This is a genomic window from Viridibacterium curvum, from assembly GCF_039544165.1.
Taxonomy (GTDB): domain Bacteria; phylum Pseudomonadota; class Gammaproteobacteria; order Burkholderiales; family Rhodocyclaceae; genus Viridibacterium; species Viridibacterium curvum.
The window spans coordinates 926,627-943,527 of sequence record NZ_BAABLD010000008.1 but is presented as its reverse complement, the minus strand read 5'-3'; the positions used below and the strand labels follow the sequence as shown (position 1 = coordinate 943,527).

The 16,901-nt window shown below is 64.0% G+C and carries 19 protein-coding genes; 9 read left to right on the top strand and 10 right to left on the bottom strand.

Going from position 1 to position 16,901, the window contains the following annotated elements; translation table 11 throughout:
* Positions 1 to 95: 95 nt before the first annotated feature.
* From ABEA02_RS12165 to ABEA02_RS12150, 4 genes are all read right to left on the bottom strand, one after another.
* Positions 96 to 1,055 (bottom strand): HEAT repeat domain-containing protein, encoded by a 960-nt coding sequence (locus ABEA02_RS12165; RefSeq protein ID WP_345533240.1) that lies wholly within the window; start codon positions 1,053 to 1,055, stop codon positions 96 to 98.
* 224 nt (positions 1,056 to 1,279) lie between these two features.
* The gene (locus tag ABEA02_RS12160) at positions 1,280 to 1,513 is read right to left on the bottom strand and encodes a 4Fe-4S dicluster domain-containing protein (protein ID WP_345533239.1); all 234 of its coding nucleotides are present in this window, start codon (positions 1,511 to 1,513) and stop codon (positions 1,280 to 1,282) included.
* 123 nt (positions 1,514 to 1,636) lie between these two features.
* Complete coding sequence (locus ABEA02_RS12155; RefSeq protein ID WP_345533238.1) at positions 1,637 to 3,367, bottom strand: fumarate reductase/succinate dehydrogenase flavoprotein subunit; 1,731 nt, start codon at positions 3,365 to 3,367, stop codon at positions 1,637 to 1,639.
* On the bottom strand, positions 3,364 to 4,122 hold the full coding sequence (locus ABEA02_RS12150) for a GntR family transcriptional regulator (protein WP_345533237.1): 759 nt from the start codon (positions 4,120 to 4,122) through the stop codon (positions 3,364 to 3,366). The genes ABEA02_RS12155 and ABEA02_RS12150 overlap by 4 nt, the downstream gene beginning before the upstream one ends.
* A 399-nt stretch (positions 4,123 to 4,521) precedes the next feature.
* Between ABEA02_RS12150 and ABEA02_RS12145 the strand changes: the two genes are divergently transcribed.
* From ABEA02_RS12145 to ABEA02_RS12115, 7 genes are all read left to right on the top strand, one after another.
* Positions 4,522 to 5,322: a sulfite exporter TauE/SafE family protein gene (locus ABEA02_RS12145; protein ID WP_345533235.1), complete on the top strand. Its 801-nt coding sequence runs from the start codon at positions 4,522 to 4,524 to the stop codon at positions 5,320 to 5,322.
* Between the two features lie 37 nt (positions 5,323 to 5,359).
* Complete coding sequence (locus tag ABEA02_RS12140) at positions 5,360 to 6,535, top strand: DUF2252 family protein (RefSeq protein WP_345533234.1); 1,176 nt, start codon at positions 5,360 to 5,362, stop codon at positions 6,533 to 6,535.
* A 44-nt stretch (positions 6,536 to 6,579) separates the two neighbouring features.
* Positions 6,580 to 7,059, top strand: a complete 480-nt coding sequence (locus ABEA02_RS12135; RefSeq protein ID WP_345533233.1) for a hypothetical protein — start codon at positions 6,580 to 6,582, stop codon at positions 7,057 to 7,059.
* 102 nt (positions 7,060 to 7,161) lie between these two features.
* Entirely contained in the window at positions 7,162 to 7,692 is a 531-nt protein-coding gene (locus ABEA02_RS12130; protein WP_345533232.1) for a hypothetical protein, read from the top strand.
* Positions 7,693 to 7,819: 127 nt separating this feature from the next.
* Positions 7,820 to 9,097 carry an Nramp family divalent metal transporter gene (locus ABEA02_RS12125; RefSeq protein WP_345533231.1) on the top strand — a complete coding sequence of 426 codons (1,278 nt, stop codon included), beginning with the start codon at positions 7,820 to 7,822 and terminating at the stop codon, positions 9,095 to 9,097.
* 44 nt (positions 9,098 to 9,141) lie between these two features.
* A complete protein-coding gene (locus ABEA02_RS12120; RefSeq protein ID WP_345533229.1) occupies positions 9,142 to 10,014 on the top strand; it encodes a hypothetical protein in 873 nt (290 codons plus the stop codon).
* Between the two features lie 46 nt (positions 10,015 to 10,060).
* Entirely contained in the window at positions 10,061 to 10,645 is a 585-nt protein-coding gene (locus ABEA02_RS12115; RefSeq protein WP_345533228.1) for a DUF3617 domain-containing protein, read from the top strand.
* Between the two features lie 390 nt (positions 10,646 to 11,035).
* On the opposite strand, the gene ABEA02_RS12110 is transcribed toward ABEA02_RS12115, so the two are convergent.
* Both ABEA02_RS12110 and ABEA02_RS12105 read right to left on the bottom strand, forming a co-directional pair.
* Positions 11,036 to 11,893, bottom strand: a complete 858-nt coding sequence (locus ABEA02_RS12110) for an AraC family transcriptional regulator (RefSeq protein ID WP_345533227.1) — start codon at positions 11,891 to 11,893, stop codon at positions 11,036 to 11,038.
* A gap of 84 nt (positions 11,894 to 11,977) precedes the next feature.
* Complete coding sequence (locus ABEA02_RS12105) at positions 11,978 to 12,811, bottom strand: aldo/keto reductase (protein ID WP_345533226.1); 834 nt, start codon at positions 12,809 to 12,811, stop codon at positions 11,978 to 11,980.
* A gap of 138 nt (positions 12,812 to 12,949) precedes the next feature.
* On the opposite strand from ABEA02_RS12105, the gene ABEA02_RS12100 reads away from it, so the two are divergent.
* Positions 12,950 to 13,267, top strand: a complete 318-nt coding sequence (locus ABEA02_RS12100) for a TfoX/Sxy family DNA transformation protein (protein WP_345533225.1) — start codon at positions 12,950 to 12,952, stop codon at positions 13,265 to 13,267.
* Entirely contained in the window at positions 13,264 to 13,719 is a 456-nt protein-coding gene (locus ABEA02_RS12095; RefSeq protein ID WP_345533224.1) for an MEKHLA domain-containing protein, read from the top strand. The genes ABEA02_RS12100 and ABEA02_RS12095 overlap by 4 nt, the downstream gene beginning before the upstream one ends.
* Before the next feature lie 53 nt (positions 13,720 to 13,772).
* Here ABEA02_RS12095 and rtcA read toward each other — a convergent pair whose 3' ends face one another.
* The 4 genes from rtcA to ABEA02_RS12075 all read right to left on the bottom strand — a co-directional run bounded on the left by rtcA (position 13,773) and on the right by ABEA02_RS12075 (position 16,874).
* Complete coding sequence (gene rtcA, locus ABEA02_RS12090; RefSeq protein WP_345533223.1) at positions 13,773 to 14,798, bottom strand: RNA 3'-terminal phosphate cyclase; 1,026 nt, start codon at positions 14,796 to 14,798, stop codon at positions 13,773 to 13,775.
* 130 nt (positions 14,799 to 14,928) lie between these two features.
* Positions 14,929 to 15,252: a low molecular weight protein tyrosine phosphatase family protein gene (locus tag ABEA02_RS12085; RefSeq protein ID WP_345533222.1), complete on the bottom strand. Its 324-nt coding sequence runs from the start codon at positions 15,250 to 15,252 to the stop codon at positions 14,929 to 14,931.
* Complete coding sequence (locus ABEA02_RS12080; protein ID WP_345533221.1) at positions 15,252 to 16,067, bottom strand: nucleotidyltransferase domain-containing protein; 816 nt, start codon at positions 16,065 to 16,067, stop codon at positions 15,252 to 15,254. The genes ABEA02_RS12085 and ABEA02_RS12080 overlap by 1 nt, the downstream gene beginning before the upstream one ends.
* Positions 16,068 to 16,148: 81 nt before the next feature.
* A complete protein-coding gene (locus ABEA02_RS12075) occupies positions 16,149 to 16,874 on the bottom strand; it encodes a hypothetical protein (protein ID WP_345533220.1) in 726 nt (241 codons plus the stop codon).
* Positions 16,875 to 16,901 lie beyond the last annotated feature (27 nt).

The window sequence follows — 16,901 nt, the reverse complement described above, 5'->3', positions numbered from 1 at the left end:
AGAGGGCTTTTCGCTCCCTTCTCCCTCCGGGAGAAGGGTTGGGGATGAGGGCCATGCTTCGCACGCCCCTGTGCTCCCGAACCCAGCCTGCCCCCTCACGCACCCTGCGCGGCGGCAATGCTCGCCACCGCCAGACGCGACAGCTTGCGCACGTCTGGATCCGGGTCATTCGATGCGGCTTCCAGCGCGGGCAGCGCACGCGCGTCACCCAGGCTGCCCAAGGCAATCGCCGCTTCCTTGCGCAGATTGCTCATCTCGTGGCCCAGGGCCTGCAGCAACACGGCCAGAGCTTCCACCGCCTTCATCTTGCCCAGCGCGCGCGCACTGGCAACGCGCACCTGCCAGTACTCGTCCTGCATCGCCGCGATGAGCTTTGCCACAGCGCTGAGTGCCTTGAGCTTGCCCAGGGTGTGCGCCGCTTCTTCGCGCACCAGCCAGACGCTGTCGGTGAGCGCGGCTTCCAGCGCGCTGCTGACGTCGCTGCTGCCAGCAAAGCCCATGGCTCCCACAGCGGCCTTGCGGACTTCGGGCTCGCTGTCGCCGGTGGCCAGCTGCATGAGGCGGCTCAGCGCTTCGGGGTTCTTGAGGTAGGCCAGCACGCCGACCGCTTCGCGTCGCACGCCGGCATCGGCTGAACTGCTGGCCGCCAGCGCGGGGGCGAAGGCTTCGGGCACGCGCAGCGCACGCAGGGCGCGCAGCGCAGAGGCCTGCACGCCGGGTTCGGCGTCGCCCGCCATGCCCAGCAGCAGGCTGCCCCAACGCGATTCCTTGAGTTCGGCCAGGGTGTCGGCTACAGCCTGGCGCACGGCGGCGTCGGGGTCCTTGAGCATGGGCACGAGGGCGCTGACCACGGTTTCTTCCTCGACGCCTTCGAGTGCATGCGCGGCCTCGGCGCGCACGCTGGCGGCTTCATCGGCGAGTGCAGCAGTCAGCAACTCGATGTAGTCGTCTTCGTCGCTGTAGGGCAGATCGAGTACGGCGATGCGGCGCACTTCAGCATCAGGATCGGCGAGGCGGGCGCGCAGGCTGTTGGGTTCTGTGAAAGGGTTACTCATGGGTGTTCTTTCTTTTTCGTCATTTCAAAGCACGCCGGTTCATCACTGCGTCCGCGTTGCCGCACCCTCCCCCTGAGGGGGAGGGTGGCCGGAGGCCGGGAGAGGGGGAAATGCTGCACTCATGGACAAGCCACCATTCCCCCTCTCCCGCCTCTGACGAGGCACCCTCTCCCTCAAGGGAGAGGGAACGGCAACGCATCGTTGACCAGACGACCACATCACATTCATCTCAGCAGGTAAGGGATGCTGACCTTCACCGCATCGGTGGGGCAGTCGGTCTCGCAGGGCATGCAGTACCAGCACTCGTCGAACTTCATGAAGGCCTTGCCTTTGGAAAGGTCGATGGCGAGCACGTCGAGCGGGCAGACGTCGACGCAGACGGTGCAGCCCTTGTGGGCAATGCACTTCTCTTCGTCGATGACGACGGGGACGCTGGTGAGGGTGGCGGCCAGGGGCATGACACTTTTCCTTTCTTGGCAACTCGTTCTTACCGTCATCCCCGCGAAGGCGGGGATCCAGCGACTTGCAAATCTCTGAGAAGTCACTGGATTCCCGCCTTCGCGGGAATGACGAAGCATTTGCTACGCTGCGATCGGCTGGCGCGGAATGCGCAGCTTGTCGTAGGCACTCTTCTCGCTCTCTTCGAGCGGCACGACGTAGGGCTCGATGGCGCGTTTGAGGTGCTCCATCTCGCCATTCGCGCCCTTCTTCAGATGGCAATGCACGAACCACTCGGCATCGTTCTTCTGCGGGTAGTCGACGCGGAAGTGATAGAGGCCCCAGCGGCTCTCCTTGCGGTAGAGCGAAGCCTTCGCTGCCATCTCGGCACAGTCGGCGATGTGATAGACCTCCATCGCGCGCAGCAGCTCGTGCGGATTGCTGGCCGACATCTGTTCGAGGTCATTGCGGATCTGCGCGATGCGATCGAGGCCCAGCTCCATCTTGCGAGTCACCTTGGGCGGCTGCAGGTAGTCATTGACCACGCGGCGCAGCTTGTACTCGACCTGATTCGGTGGCAGGCCATCGCTGCGCAACAGCGGCGCCTCGATGCGTGCGCGCTCGGCAGCTATCTGCGCGGGATCGACGACCTGCTCACCGAGTTCGCCGACATAGTCCGCCGCGTTTTCGCCGCAGAACCAGCCGTAGGTGAATGCACCCAGCATGTAGTTGTGCGGCACGGCGGCCATGTCACCGGCGGCGTAGAGGCCCTTGACGGTGGTCTCGCCCTTCTCGTTCACCCATACGCCGGAGGCACTGTGGCCCGAGCAGAAGCCGATCTCGGAAATGTGCATCTCGACCATCTTCTCGCGGTAGTCCGTGCCACGCCCTTCATGGAAGCGGCCACGACTCGGGCGCTCGTTGCTGTGCAGGATGGTCTCGATGGTCTGGATGGTTTCCTCGGCGAGGTGGTTCATCTTGAGGAAGACGGGACCATTGCCGCTGGAGAGCTCGTTGTAGAACTCCATCATCATCTGGCCCGACCAGTAGTCGCACTCCATGAAGCGCTCGCCCTTGTTGTTGGCGGTGTAGCCGCCGAAGGGACCCGTGACGTAGGCGCAGGAGGGGCCGTTGTAGTCCTTGATCAGTGGATTGATCTGGAAGCATTCGAGGTTCGCCAGCTCGGCACCGGCGTGGTAGGCCATGGCGTAACCGTCTCCCGCGTTGGTCGGGTTCTCGTAGGTACCGAAGAGGTAACCCGAGGTCGGCAGACCGAGTCGACCCGCAGCGCCGCAGCACAGGATCACGGCCTTGGAACGGATCAGCACGAAGTCGCCCGTGCGGCAGTCGAAGCCCATCACACCTGCTGCTGCGCCGTTCTCGTCAAGCAGCACGCGCGTGGCGATGACGCGGTTGGTGACTTCCACGCGCTTCTGTTTGAGCTGGCGGTAGAGCACCTTCTTCATGTGGTGACCTTCCGGCATCGGCAGCACGTAGGTGCCGATGTGGTGCACCTTGCGCACGGCATAGTCGCCGGTCTCGTCCTTCTCGAACTTCACGCCCCACTTGTCCAGCTCCTGGATCACGCGATAGCTGTTCTTCGCGTAGGCATACACCGTCTCCTGGTTCACCACGCCGTCGTTGGCGATGGTGATTTCCTTGGTGTATTGCTCGGGCGTCGCGTGGCCGGGGATGACGGCGTTGTTGAGCCCGTCCATGCCCATCGAGATCGCCCCGCTGCGCTTGACGTTGGCCTTCTCCAGCACCATCACACGCAGCGAAGGGTTGCGCTCCTTGGCCTTCACGGCGGCCATCGGCCCCGCCGTGCCGCCACCCACTACCAGTACGTCGACCTCGTATTCCACGGTGTTCATTCGGCTTCTCCTGCGCGCTTGATGGAGGGAGCCTGCCCGGCATGCCTTTCAATATGCATGCGGTACTGGAAGGCATCGCCCCGGTAGTAAAGGTGTTCGTAATCGAGTGGCTTGCCGGCCGCGCTGTAGGTGAGACGTTCCATGCGCAGGATGGGCGAACCCTCTTCGACCAGCAGCAGGCCGGCAAGCGTCTCGTCGGCGAGCATGGCTTCGATCTGCAGCTCCGCACGCCCCAGCGGAATGCCGCATTCGTTCTCGATGAGGGAAAAGATGTCGCGGTGTGCGAGGTCCGCGCGGCGGAGCCGGTCGCCGAGCTCGCGCTCGAACCAGCTGACGTCGAGCGAGATCGGCTCGCGGTTGAGAAAGCGTACGCGGCGGATTTCGGTGACGCTGGTGTTGAGAGGAACCTGAAGATGGTCGGCCACATCGCGTGCGGCCTTCACCGTGCGCTGGGCAACGACACGGTTGAAGGTCTCGAAGCCGCGCTTGCTCATGGCCTCGGCAAAGCCTTCGAGCTGCCCCAGTTCCTGGAAGGTCTTGGGCTTGGACACATAAGTGCCCTTGCCGTGGATCTTGAACAGCAGGCCTTCACGCTGCAGATCACCCAGCGCCTGGCGCACGGTGATGCGGCTCACGCCGAACAGGGCGATCAGTTCGCTCTCGGAGGGCAGGCGCTCGTGCGGCGTGTATCGCCCGTCGAGAATGCGTGCGCGCAGCTCCTCCTTGATCTGCGCGTACATGGGCTGGGGCGACAAGCGAGAAATCTTACGGCCCCCGGCGTGTTCCTCCGGAGCCACGCCGCCCCCCAAGGGGGCCGGTTCAATCTTGGGGCGGCCCGGCGATTGAACCGCCGCGCCTGCGCCCAGCCTGGTAGCTGTACGTCTGGCTTGTTTCATCTCTGTCGGTTCCGCTCGCGGTACGCAATTTGCGTCCGCGATAACTTGTTATGACAAGTCAGGACGAGCAAACGCCATGCCACACACCGGCAGCTTCCCCGAAACTCCCCTCAAGCCGCACCAGCGTTGGATTTGCGGCAGTCCGACGGATATCGGCCCCGGCATGCCGCGTGCTGCATTTGCAGCAGCACTGTTGATTTTCGTGCAGCATGATCACCAATTCCGTGCAGTGCGGAAGATCGCAGGAAGGGTTTGCGCATGCTGACGGCCATTGTGGGTGCCGTACTGATTGGTCTCATCATGGGTAGCTGCGGCGCGGGCGGCGGCATCCTCACCGTGCCCCTGCTGATTGCGACGCTGGGCCTGCGCATGCAGGAGGCTGCGCCAATCGCGCTGGTCGCCATCTGCAGCAGCACTGCGATCGGTGCCATCGACGGCTTGCGTGCCGGTCTCGCGCGCTACCGCGCCGCAGGCGTCATCGCGGCTTGCAGCCTGCCTTTCACTTCGTTGGGTCTGCACCTCGCCGCAATCCTGTCCCAGCACTGGCTGGTGCTGGGCTTCGCGGGCATCTGCCTGATCTCGGCGCTGCGCATGCTGTTCGCGCCAATGCGCGATGAAGGTACGCCTACCTTCCGCAACGTGGGCATCATCAACGCCGCCACCGGGAGGTTTCTCTGGTCGCCTGCGACGGCGGCGGTGATGTCCAGCGTGGGTGCCGCCAGTGGCATGATGACCGGCCTGTTCGGTGTCGGCGGTGGCTTCGTCATCGTGCCCATGCTGCGACGGTTCACGCATCTCTCGCAACGCGGGTCGGTCGCCACTTCCTTGCTGGTCATGGCACTCGTCAGCTCGGGTGGCGTGTGCCTCGCGCTGCTGCATGGCGTATCGCCGCCACCCGCTCTGACACTCAGCTTCGCCATGGCCACGGTGGCCGGCCTCGTCACTGGCCGCCTGCTCAACCGCCGCCTGCCGTCGGCAAGCCTGCAGCGCCTGTTCGCCATCGCGCTGGTACTGGTCGGCGTCGCCATGCTGCTCAAGGCCATCTACCAGTGGCACTGATTGACCTGCCCGGACATCTGGTGGCGCAATGCGGGTCATGAGCTCTGCTGCCGATACCCTGCTGGAACGCATCCGCCAGAACGACGCCGATCGCGACCCCGAGCGGCTGGCGCTCAAGTACGCCGCCTGGCGTGCCGATCCCTTCGCCTTCCTGCGCGGCACAGCCTGGTTGTTCAACAGCCGCCTGCCTGCCATTGCCGCGCTGCGCGACGCACCGCTGGCCTGGGCCTGTGGTGACCTGCATCTTGAGAACTTCGGCAGTTACCGTGGCGACAACGGCCTGGTCTACTTCGACATCAACGATTTCGACGAAGCTCGCCTCGCACCCGCGACGCTGGATCTGCTGCGTCTGCTGAGCAGCGTCCATGTCGCCGCCCCCGGGCTGGCCATCGCGCCAGACGACGTCGAGGCACTGTGCGCAGAAGCACTGGAGGTGTGGGTCGGCACACTCGCCAGCGGCAAGCCTCGCTGGGTGGAACGCGACACGGCGCGCGGCATCGTCGGCGACCTGCTGTCCAGCCTGCGCAAACGCAGCCAGCGCGCGTTCCTCGACAGCCGCACGCGGCGCCACGGCAAACAGCGGCGCATCCGCCTCGACAACGGCAAGGCGCTGCCGCTGCACGAGGACGAACACGATGCCCTGCTGCAGCGGATGCAAGACTTCGCGCTGCTTCAGGACGATCCGCATTTCTTCAAGCCGCTGGACGCAGCGCGCCGTATCAGTGGCAACGCCAGTCTCGGTCTGCCGCGCTACATCGTGCTCGTGCGGGGGCAGGGTTCGCCGGATGGCAACGCACTGCTCGACCTCAAGTTCGCTACGCCCGGCACGGACCACAGCATGGTGCGGCACGACCCGGCACAGCGACTCATCGCCATCCAGACACGCATGCAGGCGATTCCCAATGCCTTCCTGCAGCCGCTCGAATGGCGCCTCCAGCATTTCGTACTGCGCGACCTGCAACCCGCGCAGGACCGCGTCGACCTCGCCCTTTGCCGGCGCAAACCAAAGCGACTCGCCAGCCTGCTGCAGACACAGGCCGAGGTGCTGGCCTGGGCGCAACTACGCAGCGCCGGGCAGCACGGCAGCGACAGTATCGAAGCCCTGCAGAACTTCGCTGCGCGAAAGAGCTGGCGGACTCCTCTGCTGCGCAGCGCGCAACAGGTTGCAACACAAATCCGCCGTGATTGGCAAAGCTTCTGCGCAGCATCCTGATGCACAATGCCGCGCATGCCATATGAATCCATGAGGAACGCCAAGTGAGCAACCCCTTCACCCCGCCCAATGCACCGGTTGAAGATCCGAAGGAATCGCCGCAGGGGCCGCGCAAGGGCGCGCGCGTCAAGGCCTTGTTATGGGGACTGGCGGTGGACATCGGCGGCACCCTGGTGCTGTCCGTCGCGCTGGGCATTGCCTACAGCATCAGCCTGGCCGCGTCGGGGATGTCGGCAGAGCAGATTGCCGCCAACGCCAGTGACCTGCCCATGGACTCATGGATCATGATCGTCGGCTACGTCGGCGGCTGCATGTTCTCGGCCCTGGGTGGCTACGTCTGTGCGCGCAAAGCGGGTGAGAACGAGTTTGCGCTCGGCGCCGTCATGGCCGTAATGAGCGTCGTGCTGGGCGTGCTGCTGGGAAGCCGGCAATCTTTCGCCATGCACCTGGTGGGCGCCGTGCTGACCTTCTTCGCCGTCATGATCGGCGTGCGCTTCGGCGCCGTGAAAAACCGCCAGCGCTGAACACCCTCACTCCTTTGAGGCTGGCCGCCCCAGGCGGTCACTTGTGCCTGTGCGGGCAGGTCGTGACAATGCGTAAACACTCTTCCCAGGTCAGGATCTGCCATGCCCATGAAACTTCACATCGGGGAGAACCACTGTTCCATTCCCCGCGTTCTCAGCAAGGTCTACAAGTACGCACGCTTCGACGCGGTCTATAGCCTGCGCCTCGATGGCAGCGACATCATCACCATCACCCCCGAGAAGCAGCTCACCGACGCCTGGAAACACATTGCCGACAACTGCGCGAAAAGCGACAAATGCAATGGCTACTTCAAGACGCTGCACAAAGCCCGCAGCCTTGCGGACATCATGGAAAAAGACGAGCTGGTGTTCCATCTGCTGACCCCGATCGGCAAGCACACCGAAAACGATCTGCCGATGGGCAACGGCGCCGGCAAGGACATCGGTATCAGCCTGTTCGCCCTGATCGATGGCCGCGGCGACGTCAAGAGGATGGCGGCGACAGTACTGCACGAAATCGCCCACTACGCTGGCGCCTCGACCGACCCGGACGGCGCCCAGGCCCTGCAAGCCGAAAACTCCCTCGTGCCCTGCGGGCTGAAGCCCTACTTCAACAAGGATGCGAAGGGCTGAGTTGCCGGCTTTTTGATAGGCACTGGCAATCGCCGTGACGCATTCAATCAATTGGATCTATTGATGTCGCTCGCCCAGAATGCCATCAAGCCCGTTTGCACGGGCATTGATCGCAACGGGGAAACATATGAGCGCACTCATTCTTGCCGTATCTGGCGCACCTTCACGCGAAGCGGGCGGGCTTCCCTTGCGCCGTCTCGTCGGACCCGGTCTGCTCGTCGCAGTCGGCTACGTCGATCCCGGCAACTGGGCAACCGATATCGCCGGCGGTTCGGCCTTCGGTTACCAGCTACTCGGTGTCGTAATTCTCGCCAGCCTCATCGCCATGGTGTTCCAGACCCTTGTTGCACGCGTAGTGCTGGCCACGGGTGAAGATCTCGCCACCCTCAGCGCGCGCCACATGCCGCGCCCGGTAGCCAAGGCAGCCTGGCTTGCCGGCGAGGCAGCCATCCTCGCCACGGCATTTGCGGAACTCGTGGGTGGCGCAATTGCACTGCAGCTGCTCTTCGGCCTCGCGCTTCCTGTCGGCATCGTCGTGACCGGTGTGGCCACCGCAGCCTTTCTCGCGCTCTCCGGCCTGCGCAAAGGCGCGCACGAGCAGGTGGTCAACATCCTCATCGGTGTCGTCGCACTTGCCTTCATCGTCTTGCTCGTACAGATCGGGCCGGACTGGGGCGCTGCCGCGCAGGGTGTGGCCGACACCGGCAAGGCACTCAGCGAACGCGCCGGCCTCGTGCTCGCGCTCGGGATCCTCGGCGCCACGCTCATGCCACACAACCTCTACCTGCATTCCGGCATGCTCGCAGAACGCATGCGCGACATCCGCAATGCCGACAAGGCCATCGCCTACCGCATTGCGCGCAACGACACCGTGGTGTCGCTCGGCCTCGCCATGTTCGTCAACGCCGCCATCATGATCGTCGCAGCCGCTTCGCTCTCGGCCAGCGGTGTTCAGGTCAGCAGCGTCGAAGGCGCGCACGACGCCATGCGCGATGTGCTCGGCGTCGGTGCAGCAATCCTCTTCGCGATTGCCCTCTACGCGGCCGGCCAGAGCTCGGCGATCACCGGCGTGATGGCGGGTCGTGTCATCAGCCGGGGCTTCGCGCAAGGCGGTGCTGCCCGCTCACGCTTCGAACGCTGGCGCGGCGTGGTGACACGCATCGTGGTCGCGCTTGCAGCGCTGGGCATCATGGCAATCAGCGGCAAGACCGATGCCGACAGCCTGCTCGTCGGCAGCCAGGTCGTTCTGGGTATCGCCTTGCCCTTCGCCCTTGTGCCACTGGTCATCATTGCGTCACGTCGCAGCATCATGGGTGACCGCGTCATTAGCATGCGGGCACGCATCGCCATGGGCGGCATCACTGCGGCCATCATCGCCCTGAATGTCGGCAGCATCCTCGCCTGACACATGGGTAGAATCCCGCAGCTCAACAGGACTCCGGGATTCTCGTGGCTGCAAAACTGTTCGTCGCTGGCCTTGTCGCGCTGTCGCTATCCGCCTCAAACACGTTTGCCGCCTCCAGCATGCCGATCACCTGGTCTGAAGCCTTGGCTGGCGATCTCTTGCCCAAAGTGCTGGACCCGGCAGTTAACGTCATCGTCGATCCAGCGAGCATTCCACAATGGGTGGAACGCGCCCGGCCCGATGAGCACAAGCGCAGCAGTGCGCTCAGTTTCGGCAGCAGCGAAAAAGACCGCTGCATTGAGGCGCTCGCCAGCGCCGTAGGCGCAATCGTTCAGATCGCACGTGCACGCGAGTACGACGCGGTCTTCATCCAGGACGCCATGGGCCCGGGCAGCCAGCCCGTGGGTACCTTCCACTGTCGCATGGGCTTTGCGAAGAATGACATCAAGCTGCTGGCCGAGCTCATCGTGACGCCAGATCATGCAAGGAAGCTGGCGGAGCGTGGAGCGCCACCGCTCGCACCCAGAAAAATCCGCTCCAGCGTCATCAGCATCCCGATCAGCGAAGGCCTCGCCACGTCGAGCGTGCAGCGGCTGCTGCGTGCCCACAGCTACAAGTTGCACTGGGGCTTTCAGGATCTACCCGCCTACACACAGCGTTTCGGCCCGGACGCTTTCGAAGGCAGCGCCCGGGTTGATAAGTATGCGGATGCCCGCACCGCCTGCCTCGCTGCATTCCAGGACACGCTGGTGCGCGTCCTCGACGGCCTGGACGATCAGAAATTCGATGCAGCCATCCGCCTGCACAGCTGGCTCGGTGACCAGCGCGCGTCGTCCGACGATCAGTTCGACTGCACGGTGGGGGGACGCTCGGTCGATGTGCGCCTTCGGGGCATGCTGGTGACGCTGAAACCCTGAAGGCGTAGCATCCGCAGGTTGCTTGCCGATCCACAGGAGACGTCGCATGAAATCCTTGTTCTGTCTGCCCCTGCTTGCCCTCAGCCTCGCCGCCACCGCGCAGGACATGCCCAAGCGCAAACCCGGTCTGTGGGAGATGAAAATGGAGAGCGCCCAGATGCCCATCCCCGGCGGCATGACCATGCTCCAGTGCAGCGACCCCGCTACCGACGCCGAGCTGCAGAGCAAGAGCATGCAGCAGGGCCAGCAGCCCAACATGAAGTGCGAGCCCGCGGTGGTCAAGAAGCTGCCCAATGGCTACGACGCCACCGTGGTTTGCAGGAACGAGCGCGGTACGACCACCATGCACTCCATCGCCGTTGGCGATTTCAACTCCAGCTACCAGGTCGACATGACCATGCGCATGGACCCGCCACCCAAGAACGGCACGGGCGAGATGAAGAGCCAGGTGAAGGTGCGCTACCTCGGCGCCTGTACCGGCGGGCTCAAGCCCGGCGACATCAGTGTGAACGGCATGGTCATCAACAGCCTCGGCAAGGGCGGCACACAGCCCCCCGGCGGCAACGGCAAGATGTCGCAGGAAGACATCCAGAAGATGATGGAGCAGATGAAGAAACAGATGGGCAAGTAGTCTGTGCCCCCGGTGACGGCACACTGCGGTAGCCGTCACCACCCCCCAAGGGGGTTGCGGTTTTTCCTTGAGGCGGCTCTGCGGAAAAACCGGGCGCCCTCTGCGAAGGCTGGCGCCCCCGGTGACGGCACACTGCGGTAGCCGTCACCACCCCCCGAGGGGGTTGCGGTTTTTCCTTGAGGCGGCTCTGCGGAAACCTTGTACCCCCGGTGACGGCACACTGCGGTAGCCGTCACCACCCCCCAAGGGGGTTGCGGTTTTTCCTTGAGGCGGCTCTGCGGAAAAACCACCTGCCTCGTCTGAAGCGCAGGCCGCCATAGGTCTGCCCCTCACTTCAGTCGGGCCCAGAAACGGGCGCCTCGCGCTGAGCTTGGCGCCCTTCTGTTTTGCTCAGCGCGGCTTCAGCGGAATGCAGATCGCCGTGCGCAGCGCCTCCTGTGGCGTGTCGCGCGGATCGTTCAGATACTCCTCGAAGGCCGGCGCGTCGCCCGGCTCCTCACCACTGCCCGGCAACCACTCGCGGAACAGCCAGGTGTAGGCCTTGTGCAGCTCGACGTATGGGCCGACGAACTCCAGCACTGCGCAGCGCCCACCGGGCGTGTGCAGGGCACGATAGTCACCCATGCCCTCAAACGTGTCGGGCACGGTAAGGCAGGCCTCCGAACGCAGCTGGGCGAGCGGCATCGCGTCGGGGTCGTCGTAGTAAATGCCAAAGCTGCGCGTTTGCGGCCCCAGCAAGCCCTGGCCACCGGCCCAGGCAGTGAGGCGGTCAAAGCTGTTGCCGATCAGTTGGTAATCCCCCTGGTGCGCCAGCGCGGCGACCTTGAGGGCGGGACGGTTTTCGATAGTGACGGTTTGCATGGCGATCTCCTGTTTGCCGGGAAGTGGAAGAACAGGAAACGCAACGAAGCGACGCGCGCGAAACGCTGCCGGCGGCAAGCTGTAGGCCGCACGAAAAGCCCGGCTGAATGCCGGCACGCTGCCAAACCCTGCCTCACGCGCAATCCGCGCCACCGGGTGTGAACTCTCCTGCAAACCCTGCGCAGCCCGATGCAGGCGCATGCGTCGCACCGTTTCCTGCACCGTCTCACCCATGTGGGCGTGATAGACACGGTGAAAGTGATACGGCGACAGCGCAGCCTCCTCAGCCAGCCGATGCAGATCAATGTCGGCATCCAGATGCGTGTTCAGAAAGCGCACAACGCGCTCGATGCGTTCAGCGTAGCGTTCGCGGGTGGTGGTTTTCACGGGGCACTCCGATGCGTGTTCCTGTCACGACATGCTCGGCGACAGCACTTGATCATCCTTGCGGATTTTCGCAGCCGCAGTCCGCTACAGCATCTCCAGCGGCACCCGCCCCTTGGGCGCCGGGAACAGCGCATCCAGCTCGATCAGCTGCGCCTCGTCCAGCGCCTTCTCTATGGTCTGCAGGTTCTCGCGCAGGCGTGCGCGGTTGCCGGTTTTCGGAATCACCAGCACATCCTCGTTCGCCAGCAGCCAGCCCAACGCCGCCTGCGCGGGCGTCATGTCGTGCTGCTTCGCAAAACCGGCCAGCTTCGCGTTGCCCGCCAGTCGCCCCTGCTCGATGGGCGAGTAAGCCATCAGCGGAATCTCCATCTCGCGCATCCAGGGCAGCAGGTCGCGCTCCACGCCACGCCGTGTCAGGTTGTAGAGCACCTGGTTGGTCGCCAGCGAGGCGCCCTCATCCAGCTCGCACCACTCGGCCAGATCATCGGTGTCGAAGTTGCTCACGCCGAAGTAGCGGATCTTGCCCGCGCCCTGCAGCGAGAGGAAGGCTTCCAGCGTCTCCTCCAGCGGCACATTGCCACGCCAGTGCAGCAGATAGAGGTCAATGCAGTCGGTGCCCAGTCGCTCCAGGCTGCGCTCGCAAGCCTGCACCGCGCCGCGCCGCGAGGCGTTGTGCGGATAGACCTTGCTCACCAGAAAGCAGTTTTCCCGCCGCCCAGCAATCGCCTCGCCCACCAGCGACTCCGCGCGCCCCTCGCCATACATCTCGGCGGTGTCGATCACACGCATGCCACTGTCGATGGCCAGCTGGATCGTTGCAATCTCTTCGGCACGCGCGCCCGGCTCATCACCCATGCACCAGGTACCGAGACCCAATGCAGGCACAGACTCGCCCGAAGGCAATTGAACAGATTTCATGATTCACTCCGAAGCTCGCGAAGACCCAGCATAGCCCAGCGTCGACAACAAACCCATGACACGCGACAGTGATCGGCCAGACGGACCGCGCTCCGTGCAAATCGCCGACAATATCGTCCTCTCCCGCAACGAGCCGCCATGCCCCGCGCCGCCGCCACACCGCCCACGCCAGACGCCCTGCCCGGCCTCGGCCCCAAGAGCCGCGACATGCTCGCCCGCATCGGCATCCACACCGCTGCACAACTGCAGGCTGCCGACCCCTACCTCGTCTACGCCCGCCTGCATGCCAGCGAACCCGGCATCAGCCTCAACCTGCTCTATGGCCTCATCGGCGCCATCGAGAACCGCCCCTGGCAAGACGTCGCCCGCGAGCAGCGCACCGAGATCCTGCTGCGCCTCGATGCCTTGGGCATCGCCCCCGGCAAGCGCCGCTCCCCGAAGAAGGACCGCGCATGACACGCAATGAAACTGACTGGGCTGCCCTGATCCTCGATTCGCACCTGCGCCTGCTCGGCCGGCCGCTCGCCGACCTGGCGCTTGAAGGGCAGGCTCTTCTCGACTGGTTGCGCGACGACGCTCCCTTCTGCGTGCTTGCCCACGACGCCAGCGAAGACCCGTGCTTCGTCTACGCCAATGCCGCCACCCTGCGTTGTTTCGGCTTCGCCCGCGACGAATTCCTCGGCATGCCCTCGCGCCTGTCTGCCGAAGCCCCGCGCCGCGAAGAACGCGAAGCCCTGCTCGCCGATGTGCGACGCCAGGGCTTCTCCACCGGCTACCGCGGCCTGCGCATCGGCAAGCAGGGGCAGCGTTTCTGGATCGAGGATGTGACCGTGTGGAACCTCATCGAGAACGGCGAGCGCGTGGGGCAGGCAGCGACCTACAGGCGCATCACTCCGGCGCAGCTGTAGGAGCGGGCCACACACGCGACCAACTCACCCGCAGTCGGGGGCATGGCCTCCTCCTACAACACCGCCACGCGCCAGGCGCCGTCGCGCTCCTGCCCGCAGTCATGCACATGGATCTCCACCGCCAGGAACTTCGCGATCACCTCGGCATTCGTCTTCAGGTGCGACGACAGCGCCGTTGTCGTGAAGCTACCCGCGCCGGCGAGTGCCATCGGCAGCAGCAACTGGTCGGCCAGGTGCTCGGCCACCGCGCCTGAAGCGTCGCGATACGCCGTCACCTCACGCGCCAGACCCTCTGCAACGCGCACGGCTGGCAGGCCTTTCTCGCCAAGCGCCATGAACACCTCGCTCACTGCCGCATAGTGCAGCGCCACCAGCAGCGCATTGCCCGGCCCCTGGTTGCCCGGCAGGCCACGCACCTGCAGATCGGCCAGGCCCAGCTCCTGCTGCAACACATCCAGCTCGCGTTTGGCCACCTCGCCGGGCACGCCTGCGATGATGGCCGTCGCCTGCGCCGATACGAACTCGCCACGCGCATCCAGCGTCAGAGGCAGCAATGCCGCCACCGGCTGCACACGCGCGCGCACCTCGCCACCACCCGCCGGGTAGAAGCCGTGGCGCAGCAAGTCAAGGTCCATCTGCACTCCCATGCGCCGCAGCAGCGGCAGCCAGGCCGTGATCAGGAAGTCAGCCGGAGGAGCCGCCGGGTTGTGCGTACCGCCGCTCACATGCACGGTGCTCGGCGCATCGGCAAACCACAGTGCCGGCAGCACCGTCTGCAGCACCAGCGTGCAGCTACCCGCCGTGCCGATGGCATAGCGGTAGTCACCGCTGCGAATCGCTCCCGGCGTGAAGCTCAGCGTCAGCGAGCCCGCCTCGGCACCTTCCACCTGCGCGCCACAGATCTCCGCCGCCGCCTTCACCGCCGTCAGATGCTGCCGCAACAGCCCCGGCTTGCTGCGCTTTGCGCGGATACGTTCGATGCGGAACGGCGTGCCGGTAATCATCGACAGCGTCAGCGCCGTGCGCAGAATCTGCCCGCCGCCTTCGCCTTGCGAGCCATCGAGTTCAATCATGTTCATTTGTTCTGCTTCTTCAACTTTGACCGTCATTCCCGCGAAGGCGGGAATCCAGTGACTTTTGAACCTTTCCTAACGACGCTGGATTCCCGCCTTCGCGGGAATGACGAGGGTGGGGCCACACTCCGAGGCATCACGCCGGCAGATGCGGCATCACCTTCTTCTCCAGCAGCGCAACCAATGCCGGCTCCATGAAGCGGTAGTTGTCCGGGATGTTCAGGCACACCACGCGCTTGTCGTGCAGATGCTCGCCAAAGCGCGCCTGCAGCTTGCTGCGTTGCGCCTTCTCCATCACGAAGATCAGCTCGGCCCAGTCCAGCAGCTCCGGTGTCAGCGGGTTCTCGGCGTCGTGGTTCAACCCGGCGGATGAACAGGCGATGCCCGGATACTCCGCGAACACCTGCTCGGCCGTCGGGCTGCGCAGCTTGTTCTGGCTGCAGAGGAACAGCACGTTCATCACGCAGACTCCTGTGCCATCACCACATCCATCAGGAAACGATCCAGCTCGCTCGCATCGCCCTGCGGCCGCTTGTAGTCCGGGTTGCGCTCAGCGCCTTCCAGCTTCGCCTCGATGAAGGCGTGAATCGCCGGCCAGCGCGGGCTGTACTCGGCTTCACCGGCACTCATCTTGATCGCCAACAGACGGTTGATCTCGTCAATCAGCGCGTGATCGTCAAGCACGCCAGCGGCGAGGTCGGCGAAGCGCATCGGCGGCATGCCCTTGCCTGCGTCGATCCAGCGCACGGCGATCAGCGGGCGCAGCACGTAGAGGTACTTCTTCAGCCGCACCGACTCGCCCTGCAGATAGCCACGGAAGTTTTTCTTCGCCATCGCGAGGTAGTGATAGCGCCCGCGCAGCGACGAGAAGAACTTCGGCGCCAGCGCACGCATGCGCGCCGCCTGCGCCGCGTCTTCGCGATAGACCACCGGCGAATCCAGCCACTCCAGCAAGGTCGGGTTGGACTTGCGCAACAGCTGCAAGGCCTTGCGCAAATCCCAGCCGCTAACGTCCAGCTCATCACTGATCGGCAGCTCGATCACATCGCGCTGCGGCTCCACCGTCAGGTACCAGGGCAGGCGATGCACGTAGACGAAGCGCACGTCATAGTCGCTGTCCGGCGAGGCAAAGCCCCAGCCACGGCTGCCGGATTCACAGGCGAACAGCACCTTCACGTGGTGCTCGGCTTCGATCTGGTCGAGGGCTTGCAGCACGCGTGTGCGGATGTTGTCGGCGATGGGGTGGGCGCTCAGCAGCGCGGGTTTCGTGTTCATTTCAATAGCTCATTGTTCTGGCGCTTGCGAACCGCCGCTGTAGCCCGGATGCAGGCCAAAGGCCGGAATCCGGGGTTGTTGTCATTGAACGTCCACCGGTCCCGGATTCCGCTGCGCTTCATCCGGGCTACTCACTGCCCAAATTGGTTGAACCGGCGAATTCGGCAACATCCTGCACTCTTGCAGAACCTCCAGAGCCTGTCGCACGAGACTTGCTGAGATCGCGTAGTAGGCCGAGATTGTATGAGGTAGAACAAGCTCCTTACCGCCCCTCATGCCATCGAAAACAAGTCGGTCGTTTCCTCCCAAGATGTAGCTCTTCAAAAGAGCGCGATATGTTCTATGAGTAAACTTCGAAAGGGCATAGTAATAATCCGATCGATCCTTCTTCCACGACTCGCCATATCCGCCCGCAAGTATGGCTCGGCACTTACCGTGACTCAGCGTGTCATTGGCGTACCACGAGCGCAGAACCTCTGCTGCTTGGTCTGTCTTCTGATTCAAGACTTTTAGTAAGTCGATAGTTTCAATGGCATCGCGAAACATGCGGCTTGCTGCTCGATGACGCTTCTCATCAACAAGTTGGACCAACTCGAGGAGGCCATCTACAAGGTCAAGGCTGAGCATCCAAGCGGCCTTCTCGAAGGTTGTCTCATCACGCCCAAAGCTCATGTTTTGTTTGCCTAACTCCGCTAATAGCGCGCGCAGGAAACCACGGCACTCCTCGGAGAACTGTCTCTGTGTGTCGTACTCATAGGGCTTCTGAAAGGCCTCTTCGGGAGACCAGTCCCACAAAACGCTAACCATTCCAATCTCCTTTTCGCCGCGTAGCCA